We start from the raw sequence: 12,443 nt of genomic DNA on the forward strand, positions 1-12,443 counted from the left end.
AGAACTTCTGCGTTGGATCTGTGTCGATTCCATGGTTGGGGCTATTGGGCGATTGGGAGGTTGCACGATTCGTGCATAAGCGTATTGCAGTTCGACCGATTGGCAGTTCGCGTGGGATCAAGTGTGATCAGGGGGCGACCGACCTTCAACGAACCTGGCGACATCGCAATACCGCCGAAATCTTTCGCGGTCGGAAATGCAGCTTGTATCGATCAAGCCGTGGGTCGACATGATTTCGATTGCATCGTTGATGACGTTTAGCGGTAGCCCGGATCTTTCGGCAATCGACAGCAGGTCGTGTTCGCCGTCGGCCAGATTCAGGATCCACATCATGGCCGACTGAAAGAGTCCCCGGTCGTCCTGTTCGCCGAAGGCTCGGAAAATGCCGCGACGCCCCAATTGCGGTTCGCCCATCGGGAATCGGTTGATCGGGAAAACGTTGGCTTCCAAACCGTTGACGATCTCAATGCAAGCTCGCAGCGATTGCCCCAAGTTCTCCGGACGGATGAAATCCAAGTTGTCCGCCGACGTGTGGTACTCGGGAAACTCCCCATGCACGCTGCGGCTCAGACACCCGATCGGAAGATCAATGCCGGGCGATCCATACTGACGCTCGTCGTAACCCGTCGGTGAAAAGGATTGAACGCGATGGGATTGCCCGATCTCGTAGAGGACGCGTGGGACCAATCGGTCAATGATCGCATTTCCGCGTCGAGATTGCTTGTAGACAAAGGGCCGAGAATCACCGAGCAGCGTCAGCACCATGCCGTGCTTGATCCGTTCGAGAGACGACCGAGGCTGATGTGCAAGCCAAGCGATCGCTCCAATCGTGGCAGGGGCAAACACAAAACGATACGACAAACGTAGGTCTCGCGTCTGCAGGTGCTTGATCAGATGAGTCGCCACGACGAGGCCCGAGAGATTGTCATTGGCCAGCGACGGATGACAGGTGTGGCAGTGAAACAAGACGGTTTCATCGCTGGAACCGCCCAGCTGCGAATCCGCCAAGGTCAACGAGCCGTCAAAGTACTCCGCATCGATGACCACTTGCCAGGGCCCGCCCCGACGCAGTTGATCGCGCTGCGACTCGGTCACGCAAAAGCCCCAGGCATCGCGAAAAAACGCGGTTCGATAGGGAATCACCGTCGGCTGGTCGGGAACGCTGTGAAGATGGGGCTCAAGTTCATCCCACGACAGTTGTGCATTCACCGGTCGGCTGCCATTGACGACGTGTAGATTTGAATCCGCATAGTCCACGACGCGTTGCCCGTCAGCATCGGCGATGAATGCATCTCGAATCCGCCACTCTTGCGGAATGGTCCAGTCAAACACGTCCGTGCCGCTGGGGACCTCGGTGACCGTCAACGGGATCAGCCGGGAAAGAATCTCGTGCGTCGACCGCACCGCTTGCCCCGTGACGGAGCGATGCAGGGGGAACAGCTCGGCCGCCAGTCGATGCATCTGCTGGCCTTCGACATCGAAATCAATCGGGCACTCGGACAATTTCATCCCTGGTCGACTCCTTGATACGCCGGAGCGTTGAAGTCACGGTAGACCACCTGGGTTGCGGGGCCGACCAGATACCGTTGGTATCCCTCGTCGAGTGCCTGACGATAAACGGCGGTTGCAGCGCGAAATGCCTCAATGGTCTGATCAACGTCTTGATCGGAATGCGAATAGCTGATCACCAACGAGGGGCCGAGCACACCATTGCGAATCAGCTCTTGCATCAGCAGCGACCGGAAGCCTTGCGATGGTTTGCCTTCGCGATCGCGCGTGGCGAACACCAAATTGCAGGGTTTTCCGAGGACTTCGACGGATCCTTCGACGCCCTGCTCGACGATCACCCTGCGGATTCCTTCGGCCAACCGAGCCCCCTGTCGGTGCAAGACTTCAATGACCGGATTCTGTTGGTAAAACCGCATCGTTGCGATCCCGGCGGCCAACGCATGTGTCTCGGCGCCATGGGTCGTCGATAGCGCGAAGACCCTCTGCTGGTCGTGAAACAGTCCGCACGGCTCCATCCATTTGCGTTTGCCGACCAGCGCTGACAGAGAAAACCCGTTTGCCAGTGCCTTTCCGAACGTCGACAGGTCGGGAACGATGTCGTAAGTTTTTTGCGCCCCGCCGTTGTCCCAGCGAAACCCGGTGATCATTTCATCCAGCACAAACACAGCGCCATGCCGTTGACAGATTTCCTGGACACGGTGCAAAAAATGATCTTGGGGATCTTCGTGTTTGGCCGGTTCGAGTATGACGCAGGCAATCTGGTCAGGATACCGACGGAACAGGTGTTCCAAACTCTCGGGGTCGTTGTAGCGAAAGGTCAGCGACAGATCCTGGACGGCTTTGGGAATGCCGGCGTTGATCGACGTCGTGCCGATGAACCAATCGTGGATCGCAAAGAACGGGTGATCGCGACACAATGCAACACGGTCTCGGCCGGTCGCGGCGCGGGCCAATTTGAGCGCCGCCGTGGTAACGGTCGATCCATCCTTTGCGAACTTGCACTGTTCGGCGCCGTGGATCATGCCCAGCAATTCTTCGGCGCACTCCAATTCGATCGCGGCGGGGCGTGTGAAGTTGACGCCGTGTTGCATTTCCGATGCGGCGGCTTGGACGATCGGTTCAAACCCGTGCCCCAAGGACACCGCGCGACATCCCATCCCGTACTCGATGTACTCGTTTTCATCGACGTCCCAAACGTGGCATCCGTGGCCGCGGCTGATAAAGCCGGGAGCGAGGTACGGAAACTGGTCGTCGCCCTTGGCATAGGTGTGACAGCCACCGGGAATGACCTGGTGAACGCGACGCTGCATTGCTCGTGATTTTGAAAATTCCATGGGCTAACTCCGCTGAGCTGCTTGCAACGTCTGGTGGTCGCCGGCCAGTGCCTGTTCATAGTGCCGAATCTGGCCCAAACTGACGTCGCGAATCGAATCGGGATCGGCGAGGTATGCCCGATACCAATCCACGGTCTTTTCCAACGTTTCATAAACCGACCAACGCGGACGCCAACCGAGTTTCCAAATCGCTTTGTCGATACAGAGCCTGAGGATGTTTGCTTCGGGCAATTGATTCGGATCGGAGGCATCAACGCATTGACCGTCGCCCCAACAACGGATGAAGTGTTCGACGACTTGCTGCACGGGCAGCTCGTTGCCCGGCAGCGGGCCGATATTCCAAGCCGAACAGTAGTCTGCCGCATCGTCGCCGAGCAGTCGTGCGGCGATCGTCAAATACCCGCTCAAACACTGCAGCACGTGTTGCCAGGGTCGCAGGGCGTGCGGGCTGCGGAGATGAATCGGCTGATCCTGCGACAGTGCGGCAACAACATCGACGATCAAAGCGTCTTTCGTCCAATCGCCTCCGCCGATCACATTTCCGGCGCGGGCACTGGCCAGTCGCACACCGTGCCGGGCAATTCGATCGACGGGGAAAAACGAATGACGATAGGTGCGGATCGCAATTTCAGCCGCGCCCTTGCTGCCGCCATAGGGATCGTGTTCGCCGAGGGCATCGTGTTCTCGATAGCCCCAGACCTGTTCGACGTTTTCGTAGCACTTGTCGCTGGTGATCATCAATGCGGCACAAGGTTTGTCCAAGGCACGGATCGCGTCCAGCACACCGATGGTTCCCATCACGTTGACGTCAAACGTCTCACGGGGAATCGCGTAACCGGTACGGACCACGCTTTGGGCGGCCAAATGGATCACGATGTCGGGATCGGCCAATTTCATCGCAGCATTGATCCGGTCCGCGTCGCGGATGTCTGCCAAGTGATGGTGGGCGAGCGACGATTGCACGTCTGCCGCTTCGAAATGGCTCGGATTGGATGGCGGTTGCAGTGCATATCCGGTGACCTCTGCGCCGAGTTGGTGCAGCCAGAGCGCCATCCACGAGCCCTTAAAACCGGTGTGTCCGGTCAGGAAAACGCGTTTTCCGCGAAAGATTTGCTGTTCGACAAAATTCATCGTCGTGTCAATCAAAAAGGGATGAGCGAAGGCGACAACACCGGCAATGAAGTGTAGATCACCGTTGATAAGTTACTTCGACGCCAGGAATCCCGGGACAAATCGCCGCCAAATCTGGCCCAGTTCGTGACTCAAATCAGGCAACGTCGTCAGTTTCAGAAACACGACGTCGGAATACAAATGATCGATTTGATGAGGTTTAAGTCCGACGGGGCGGTAAACGGCGTGTTCGGGAGCCCAAAAATTGAAACTGCGCGGGAAGCGGATGTCGGCAGCAAGCCGGCAGTCCAAGGCGACAAATTTTACGTGGTGCTTGGCAATCAACGCGTTGCGGACGTCCGCTTCGTGTCTGGCGAAGACGGCTTGGTTCCCGACGTAGTGAACATGGCAATATGGCAACCGGTGACGGACCACGTGGGTGTAAAGGACGTAGCAAGATTCGTTCCCGTCGACGATGCACAGATGCCCGACATTGTAAGGAAGATGGTCCTTGAGAATGCGCTGTTCATGTTCGTCAAGCAAACCCGCGATTTCCTGGCAATCATCCAGAAGCGTGACGTGTCGGTTTTGCTTGTGTAACGGCAGCAAAATCTTCAGCTGTGAATGGAGACTTGAAAATCCGAGTCGTTTGGTGACGGCACGAACTTCCGCATCCGGCGTAAAGTGAGTGATCGTGTAATCGTTCAGTTTCAAGACCGGGCGCAACAAAGCCAGACTTCGGCCGCGATGGTCGGGGTGGACCCACCAGGTGTGTAAATTGCAAAAGTTTCGCTTTGCACCATTGATGAAACGCTGGCTGAAGACCATTCCGATCATGCCGACGACTTTGTCGTTGTCCAACAGTGCGTAACCGCAATGGTCGTGGTCGGTCGGCCATCGGTAATCGAACACGTTCCGCCAGTCCTGTTGATCCGATAGCGGATCGTCGTCCTTTAAAAAGGATTCGTACAGATTCGGGAACAGCTGCGATCGAATTTTTTCCAGTTTGACCATGGTTCCACTCGCTTAGGACAGTGAAACCTGATCACGCAACCAATCATCCGCTCGGCCGCGACGTCGGATCTGACGCACCTGCCCGTCGACGACCAACACCTCCGGCGGCGTGTCGTGACTGAGGAACCCATGGGGACTGGAGGTTCTCGCGTAGGCGCCTGATTGAAAGACGGCGATCAGATCGTCGGCGGCGATGGGCGGTAAAACAACATTGCGGGCCAAACAGTCCAACGGAGTGCAGAGCGGGCCAACCAGTTGCACCTCTTGTGTTGACGGCACCGCGATCTTGTTGGCCACCGCGACCGGGAAGTTGCGTTTGATCGTTTGCCCCAGATTTCCCGATGCGGCGAGGTGGTGGTGCATGCCGCCATCAATCACCGCGTACGTTTTGCCGCGTGATGGTTTGACGCGAAGCACTCTGGACAGATAAATCCCCGCTTCGGCGACCAGAAACCGGCCGGGTTCAACCATCGCACGGGCCGCTGCCAGTTTGGGTTCCGCATTCAGTTTGACATCGACCTCTCGAAGTCCGTCAACCAGTCTCGAGTGATCGAGCTCCTGCTCGTGTGGAAAGTAAGGCGTTCCCAGCCCGCCGCCGAAATCGATCGATTCCAGCGGTCCATTAATCCGGTGGGCAACTTGCAACGCGATCTCAATCGCCCGGTGGTATTGTGACAGCAGCGTTTCCGCATCCAAGATCTGCGTCCCCATGAATAGATGAACGCCGACCACACGGACGTGTTGAAGTTGCAGAATCTGATCGAGCACGTCGGGCAAACACTCTTCGTCGATCCCGAACGGAGACGCTTGGCCGCCCATCCGCATTGCACCACCGGCGTCCGTGGCGGGGTTGATCCTGAGCGCGATGTTTGTGGGTTTGGCGCGGCCAGCAGACAGGGAATCGAGCAAACGGGCTTCTTCGATCGATTCGACATGAATCTCGCGAATCGATGCGTCGAGCGCCGAACGCAGTTCGTCCTGGGTCTTGCCGGGACCTGCGAAGATCAGTCGGTCGGGCGAGCAGCCCGCTGCCAACGCTTGATGAAGTTCACCGCCGGAGGCGACTTCGAGACCGCAGCCGCGGGCGAGGAACAGTTTCAGAATTTCGGCATTGGGATTTGCTTTGATGGAATAAAAAAGCTCAAAGCGTTCGGGGTAGGTTGCGCGGAGTTGTTCCAGTTTTTTCAGCATCACGCCGGCGTCGTATACAAATAACGGCGTTGCGAATGTCTCTGCGATTTCCGAAACGGCGATCCCACCCACGTAGAGTTCGTTGTCGCGTCGACCATAGAACTGTTCGACCAGCCGTGCGACGTGGTCGATCGAGGGACGCGGCTTTCTTTTCTTTGCTGTAGCGGACATCGATTCAAGTGTTTTGAGAGTGGTTTTCGGACACTCTCTGGCGGAGCGCAGGGTAGTCGACTTTCCCGCTGGATGTCATCGGCAGCACGTCGACAAACTCGATGCGTTTGGGAACCATGTGGCGTGGCATCACGCCCGCACATCGAGCCAGAATGTCGTTGGCGGACAAGACGCCTGCGTTTTCCTCGGCAATGGCAAAGGCGACCAAGTGTTGGCCGAGGATTGCGTCGGGCACGCCGATCACCGCGGCTTGGCGCACCGATGCGACTTTGCAAATCATAGCTTCGACATCGTTCGGGCTGATACGGAATCCGGAGGACTTGATTTGGTTGTCGCGGCGGCCGACGAAATACAGAAATCCGTCCTCGTCGGTCTTGACCAGATCACCGGAATAACACACTCGGTCTTTGACGTGTTGACCTGCCGCGGGAAAGGGATGGGGACGCAAGATGCGATCGGTCAGTTCCGGGTGCCCCCAATAGCCCAGCGAAACCGTCGGTCCGTGGTGCACCAGTTCGCCGACTTGTCCCGGTTCGCACGGTCGGCCGTGTTCGTCGACCACCACGATTTCCGTGTTGGGAATCGCCTTGCCCATCGAGGTGGGACGGCGATCCAGTTCTGCCGGCGGCAAGTAGGTCGAACGAAATGCTTCGGTTAGTCCGTACATCAACACAATGTCGGTCTGTGGCAGCAATTGACGCAATTGAGCGAGCACGTTCTGCGGGATCGCGCCGCCCGTGTTGGTGATGTAACGCAAATGCGGCAGCGACTGCTTGGCGAGTCCCGCACTGGGTTGCGCTAGCAAGCTCCACAGCGACGGGACTCCCGCGAGTGCCGTGATCTGCTCCGCGGCCAATTTCCCGACGATGTCGCGACCAAATCGAAACTCGATCATCACGGTGGTTGCGGCTTTGAGCACCGCCGTCATCAGTTGATTCAGTCCCGCGTCGAAACTGAACGGCAAGGCGGCGAGGATTCGGTCGTGTTCACCGATGGCGAGGTAATCCGCGACGATTTCCGTTCCGGACAACAGATTGGCGTGACTGAGCATCACGCCTTTTGGTTTTCCGGTTGACCCCGAGGTGTAAAGGATCGCAGCCAGATCCTTTTCGATACAGCGGGGTTCGATGTCCTTTGCCGACGCGGCAACGAGCTGGTCCAGTGCGAGCGTGGGGAAACGGCCGGAGCGTTTGGCAGTGCCGTCGATGACAGCGAATTGCAATTGGGGAATCGTCGCCAGGACTTCGTCGACCAGATCCCATCGGGTTGAATCGGTGATCAGCGCCGTTGCGCCACAGTCACGCAGAATATGTCCGGCCTGTTCGGCAAAGAATCCGTGATGGATCGGCACAAACACTCCACCAGCCTGGGCGACGGCAAAGATGGCGATCGGCAACGAAAGACCGGGACGAAGAAAGACCGCCACACGATCACCACGCCGAACGCCGGCCTCACGCAGTCCATTTGCCAGTGACGCCACCCGCGCGGTCATCGTTTGGTAATCGACACACTGATCGTTCCCGACAATCGCGGGGTGGTCGGGCCGAGCCGACGCGGAATCGCGGAGCATGTGGTGAACCAAGAAACGCATCTTACTGTCCGTCCCGGAGTCCGTCCGGCAGTTTTGAATTCACCAGTCGGGCGATGCGATTGATCGATTCGAAGTGGTCATCGACCATTTCCTCGTCGCTCACTTCGATCCCAAATTCATCTTCCAAAAACTGAATCACTTCCAGCGTTCCCATCGAGTCGATGATGCCGTTGTCGAAGAGCGAGTCGTCGGGCCCGATTTCCCGTTGTTTTGCCAGGGGGAAGGCGCGCGAGACGAATTCCGAAATTTGAGAGTAGGTTCGATCAAGCTGTGTCATTTGAAAATCCGTGATCCTTTGATGAATCGTCGAGCTGTCCAGACTAGTCCGAAGACGGGGACGCTCCAGATCCGGTCGGAGTGAAAAAGCCTCTGCCAGGGTTCACGCAACCAGTATTTCCGGTTGCAACCCCAACTCCGTCAATTGCCGGCTGATTTCGTGCTGATAGAGCGGGTTGGAGAGGATCACCACGTCGGGGGCAATCTCAGCGAGTCGCCGGGGGGCGATGATTTCCTGCCCGCTGATCGGAATGTGGCATCCCTGGCGGTCAGGATTGACGTCGACGACGTACGCGACGGTGCCGGAATTCGACAGCGAGGTAAGAAAGCTGATTCCCTTGCCCCCCGATCCCCATAGTACGACGGTCTTGTTCTGGTCCTGCCATGTGTCCAGCCTGTGTTGCCATCGTTCGCGCCGCTTCTCATATTCACCGGCAAAGCGGTCTACCGCGGGGATCATCGATGAGAAATCCGACCGCGGGGATCTGGCTGTCCCCGGGCGGGCCTCGACGTACAGATATTGGTCACCCTGATAACAGACGTCAGCGTCAATGACCGAGAAACCCGCTCTTTCAAACAACCCCGTCAACGATTCCAGACTGAAGTAATTGCACTGCTCGTAGTGGATACTCCAAACTTCCAACTCGCGTATCGATCGAAAACCGTTGAAGACTTCGAAGTACATCGGCACGTCGCGATCGCCGATGGATTCACGCAACTGGGTCAAGAATGCGAGCGGATTGGGGATGTCTTCGAATACGGAGAGACAGCAAATGAAGTCGCCGATCAGGGCATCGTGCGCTTTGGAAAAGAACCCGGGAACGAGACGAATCGATCCGTCGCCGACCGACTCCTGCAGCGGTTGGGCAATGGTCGGATCGACACCGACGCCGTGATTGCCACCGCTGCGGCAAATCAATCGTAAGAAGTCAGCGCCGCCACAGCCGATCTCCAGTAGACGCTTTCCGTGCAGCCCGTAACGCCGGATCAAGCGGTCGCAAACGCCTTGAATGTATTGTCGAAACGTCGGTGTATGGAACAACGAGACTTCGTATCCGGGGACAAAACCCACGCGATCGACGTCATAAACCCGGTTTTGAATCAGACCGCATCGGTCGCACGCGACCAATTCAATTTGACCGCAGGGCATCTGTCGTGCCGCGTCCCGGGAATGTGGTAGCGTGCCGACGCTCGCCGGTATCTGCGGATTGCGGTAAAACAATTTGGGGTCGGATGCGTTGCACCCGCGACAACAGTTTGACGAAGTGATCGCAGTCATGTTGTCTCCGCGGATCGGCAAGACGAATTGTCACGGACGCTAATCACCAGGCCGACAAGACGTGCGTGATTGACGAGGGCACACAGGAACATCGCCATGCCCGCCATTTCCAGACCTTCTTCCACGGCTTGGATCAACACGTGTGAAACCGAACTGATCGCAGCCTCCTCGTTTTCTGCGGCCGAGAAGATCAATCCGGCGATGAATTCCATGCCAAGTGCTCCGGACAGAAATACCATACCGGAGAGCACCATCAGTCGTCGTGTGACGGCATGGAGCGACCAGAGGAAACGCAACGACAGCAAACCGATCGTGGCGGCAAAGATCGCTCCGGGCAAAATCCATGAGAAATAAAAGGGGCCGTCCAAATGGAGCCGCTCGAGCGCCGCGTTGGCCATCTCATGAAACATCACAACTTCGTCAATTCCCAGGCAAAGGAACAGGGCTGCGAGTAACAGCCACCCCCGCCGGTGCCGGCCGCCGTCGGATCGATCGAAGTGTCCGAAGAACAACAGTACCCCGGAGATCATCAACATCACGGTCGCTGAGTACAAGGCCGGAATGCTCGGCTCGTGTCCAAGGTCGAAACGTTTAAGAACGTCAGCGACGGGGTGATCGGGATCGGGGGCCAGATTGTAGACGGCATAATTGGCCGCCGCGCCGAAAATGACAATCAGCGGGATAACGAACGCAAAAAACTTTGCCAAGCGTCGTGGATCGAGAGGCAACGGAATCTCCGTCGGGACCGGCGGACTCGGTGGCGCGTCAGATTGTCCCGATCGATGCTCATCGTCAGCAGGCAATGATGGTGTCATGGCAACGTCAGCTCGCGTCCACGGGAGATTGTCGGCGTTTAGCGTCCAGCATACGTTTTCCGCCGCCGCCGATCCCCGCGCCACGCCGCATCATGTTCAGGACTCGGCGCCATTTGTGGACCTGAAAGACATAACGAAGGATGACGGCGTTGCAGCGTAATCTTTCCGGCAACGATAGCTCGGCGTGTCTGACCGCACCGAGATGGGCGACGAGAATCGCCAATCGCGTTGAAACGAAAGGCTTGGCGTTTCGATTGGCCGCGAACGTGTCCTGGGCCGACGCCGTGTCCAGATTGCTCGACGCATCGGCGTGGACGCGCTGAGCGAACAGAAGCTGGGGGCATTCCATCGATTTACCGACCAGGCTCAACTCTCCCATCAACACTTTTTCGGCACCATAAAGCGGCATCAGCAATCGCGTTTTCCGCAATGCCGAAGCGCGGATCAGCCCGTAGGAATCGACACACCAGTTGGTGCCCAGAAGCACACCGGCATAGCGGAGGTGGGGATCAGCGGAATCGAAATGTTTTCGCGGGAATCCGCTCCACCAGCGAGACCCGTCCGGTTGTCGTTCAAGTTCCTCGGCATCCGCGGGGAGTTGGTGCAGCCAGGAATCGCCTTGTGCATCGATCATATCGGAGCGGGTATGACACCAGACAACGTCTCGATGTTCATCCAAGATGTCGACACAGGATTGCAGGAACTGCGGTTGGCAGACATCATCGTGGGCGGCCCACTTAAAGTACTCGCCGCGGGCTTCTTCAAAAACGCCATTGAAGTTGGTGATCGCGCCAACATTTTCGCGATGGCGGTGGTAACGGATTCGGCGGTCTTGCTGTGCAAAACGACGGCAAATCTGTTCGGTGCCGTCGCTGGAACAGTTGTCCGCGATGATCAGTTCAAAGTCCGCGAACGTCTGTCCGAGCAGCGATTCAATGGCTTCGGCTAGATACTTTTCTCCGTTGTAGACCGGCATGCCGATGGAGACTCGCGGTGGATCTGCGTTCATTGTGGAATGTGACGGACGGAGGGTGAAGGGGCGCGTCCGTGTTCGGTTTGACGTTTTTGAAATTCGCGTTCAATCCAGCGATAGGTTTTTCGCATTCCGTCACTCAATCGAACGCCGGGCTGCCAACCGAGTTTCTGTTGAATCAAGGTGTTGTCACTGTTCCGTCCGTTGACGCCTTTGGGAGCATCGAGCTTGTAGGTTCGTTTCAGCCGGATGCCGGCGATCGATTCCACGATATCGACCAGCCCATTGATCGTGATCAATTCGCTGGAGCCGAGATTGATGGGCGCGGAGAGATCGCTTTGCATGATCAGACGGATGCCCTGTAGACAATCATCGATGTACATGAAGCTGCGTGTCTGTTGGCCGTCGCCCCAGATTTCGATTTCGTGCTTCCCGCTGGCAACCGCTTCGAGGACTTTTCGACAAATCGCCGCAGGAGCTTTTTCGCGACCGCCGTCCCAGGTTCCTTCGGGGCCATAGACGTTGTGGAAACGTGCGATTCGTGTTTCGATTCCAAAGTCTTCTTGAAAATGGCGGCACATTCGTTCGGAGAATAGTTTTTCCCATCCATAGCCGTCTTCCGGCATCGCCGGGTACGCGTCCGACTCCTGCAGCGGAATCACGTCGGGGGTCTTTTGTTTTTCGGCGTTGTAAACGCACGCGCTGCTGGCATAAAAAAACGTTTTCGTTCCCGCGTCGCGTGCGGACATCAAGAGATGGGTATTGATTAATACCGAGAGCATGCAGAGTGCCTTGTTGTTCTCGATAAAGCCCATTCCGCCCATGTCGCAGGCGAGGTTGTAAACGGATCCGGCGTCCTCACATGCTCCCTTGCAGTTTTCCAGCAAGGAAAGATCGGCCTGCAAATTCTCGGCGGCGTCGTGCAGCTGGTGCCACTGATCGAGCGGTTTGAGGTCAACGGCGCGTACCCGTCGGTATCCCTGGTCGAGCAGATTTGCCACCAAGTGACCGCCGATGAAACCACCACCGCCGGCGACCAAAACGGGACGGTCAAAATCAGTTGAGTCAGACATGAAATTCAAAGGACAGAAGTTGGTTGTCAGTCAGTGTCCGATGTTGGTTGGGGGGGCGGCGAATGCACTCCCGGCGACGACAAGTTTTATGGAGTTGCAAACCGTCC

General features: G+C 57.1%; 11 protein-coding genes. All 11 read right to left on the reverse strand.

What is annotated here, in order from left to right; genetic code table 11:
* Positions 1-117 precede the first annotated feature (117 nt).
* Positions 118-1,509: a DUF4910 domain-containing protein gene (locus Enr13x_RS18385; RefSeq protein WP_197456136.1), complete on the reverse strand. Its 1,392-nt coding sequence runs from the start codon at positions 1,507-1,509 to the stop codon at positions 118-120.
* Positions 1,506-2,843 (reverse strand): glutamate-1-semialdehyde 2,1-aminomutase, encoded by a 1,338-nt coding sequence (locus tag Enr13x_RS18390; RefSeq protein ID WP_145388416.1) that lies wholly within the window; start codon positions 2,841-2,843, stop codon positions 1,506-1,508. The genes Enr13x_RS18385 and Enr13x_RS18390 overlap by 4 nt, the downstream gene beginning before the upstream one ends.
* Positions 2,844-2,846: 3 nt before the next feature.
* Positions 2,847-3,974, reverse strand: a complete 1,128-nt coding sequence (gene rfbG, locus Enr13x_RS18395) for a CDP-glucose 4,6-dehydratase (RefSeq protein WP_145388417.1) — start codon at positions 3,972-3,974, stop codon at positions 2,847-2,849.
* Between the two features lie 72 nt (positions 3,975-4,046).
* A complete protein-coding gene (locus Enr13x_RS18400; RefSeq protein ID WP_145388418.1) occupies positions 4,047-4,967 on the reverse strand; it encodes a GNAT family N-acetyltransferase in 921 nt (306 codons plus the stop codon).
* Between the two features lie 12 nt (positions 4,968-4,979).
* Complete coding sequence (locus Enr13x_RS18405; protein ID WP_145388419.1) at positions 4,980-6,329, reverse strand: type III PLP-dependent enzyme; 1,350 nt, start codon at positions 6,327-6,329, stop codon at positions 4,980-4,982.
* Between the two features lie 4 nt (positions 6,330-6,333).
* Positions 6,334-7,920, reverse strand: a complete 1,587-nt coding sequence (locus Enr13x_RS18410; protein WP_145388420.1) for an AMP-binding protein — start codon at positions 7,918-7,920, stop codon at positions 6,334-6,336.
* Between the two features lies 1 nt (position 7,921).
* Positions 7,922-8,197 (reverse strand): acyl carrier protein, encoded by a 276-nt coding sequence (locus Enr13x_RS18415; RefSeq protein WP_145388421.1) that lies wholly within the window; start codon positions 8,195-8,197, stop codon positions 7,922-7,924.
* Between the two features lie 102 nt (positions 8,198-8,299).
* Complete coding sequence (locus tag Enr13x_RS18420) at positions 8,300-9,475, reverse strand: class I SAM-dependent methyltransferase (protein WP_145388422.1); 1,176 nt, start codon at positions 9,473-9,475, stop codon at positions 8,300-8,302.
* Positions 9,472-10,290: a hypothetical protein gene (locus tag Enr13x_RS18425; protein WP_145388423.1), complete on the reverse strand. Its 819-nt coding sequence runs from the start codon at positions 10,288-10,290 to the stop codon at positions 9,472-9,474. Before Enr13x_RS18425 ends, Enr13x_RS18420 begins: the two co-directional genes overlap by 4 nt.
* A gap of 7 nt (positions 10,291-10,297) precedes the next feature.
* Complete coding sequence (locus Enr13x_RS18430) at positions 10,298-11,299, reverse strand: glycosyltransferase family 2 protein (protein ID WP_145388424.1); 1,002 nt, start codon at positions 11,297-11,299, stop codon at positions 10,298-10,300.
* The gene (locus tag Enr13x_RS18435; protein ID WP_145388425.1) at positions 11,296-12,336 is read right to left on the reverse strand and encodes an NAD-dependent epimerase/dehydratase family protein; all 1,041 of its coding nucleotides are present in this window, start codon (positions 12,334-12,336) and stop codon (positions 11,296-11,298) included. Before Enr13x_RS18435 ends, Enr13x_RS18430 begins: the two co-directional genes overlap by 4 nt.
* Positions 12,337-12,443 lie beyond the last annotated feature (107 nt).

It is taken from the genome of Stieleria neptunia, from assembly GCF_007754155.1.
In the GTDB taxonomy this organism is placed as follows: Bacteria; Planctomycetota; Planctomycetia; order Pirellulales; family Pirellulaceae; genus Stieleria; species Stieleria neptunia.

Excerpts from the sequence above, each read along its gene's own strand:
- Enr13x_RS18405 (WP_145388419.1), bottom strand. The coding sequence starts at position 6,329 with ATGTCCGCTACAGCAAAGAAAAGAAAGCCGCGTCCCTCGATCGACCAC.
- rfbG (WP_145388417.1), bottom strand. The coding sequence starts at position 3,974 with ATGAATTTTGTCGAACAGCAAATCTTTCGCGGAAAACGCGTTTTCCTG.
- Enr13x_RS18435 (WP_145388425.1), bottom strand. The coding sequence starts at position 12,336 with ATGTCTGACTCAACTGATTTTGACCGTCCCGTTTTGGTCGCCGGCGGT.
- Enr13x_RS18425 (WP_145388423.1), bottom strand. The coding sequence starts at position 10,290 with ATGACACCATCATTGCCTGCTGACGATGAGCATCGATCGGGACAATCT.
- Enr13x_RS18430 (WP_145388424.1), bottom strand. The coding sequence starts at position 11,299 with ATGAACGCAGATCCACCGCGAGTCTCCATCGGCATGCCGGTCTACAAC.
- Enr13x_RS18390 (WP_145388416.1), bottom strand. The coding sequence starts at position 2,843 with ATGGAATTTTCAAAATCACGAGCAATGCAGCGTCGCGTTCACCAGGTC.
- Enr13x_RS18400 (WP_145388418.1), bottom strand. The coding sequence starts at position 4,967 with ATGGTCAAACTGGAAAAAATTCGATCGCAGCTGTTCCCGAATCTGTAC.
- Enr13x_RS18410 (WP_145388420.1), bottom strand. The coding sequence starts at position 7,920 with ATGCGTTTCTTGGTTCACCACATGCTCCGCGATTCCGCGTCGGCTCGG.
- Enr13x_RS18385 (WP_197456136.1), bottom strand. The coding sequence starts at position 1,509 with ATGAAATTGTCCGAGTGCCCGATTGATTTCGATGTCGAAGGCCAGCAG.
- Enr13x_RS18415 (WP_145388421.1), bottom strand. The coding sequence starts at position 8,197 with ATGACACAGCTTGATCGAACCTACTCTCAAATTTCGGAATTCGTCTCG.
- Enr13x_RS18420 (WP_145388422.1), bottom strand. The coding sequence starts at position 9,475 with ATGACTGCGATCACTTCGTCAAACTGTTGTCGCGGGTGCAACGCATCC.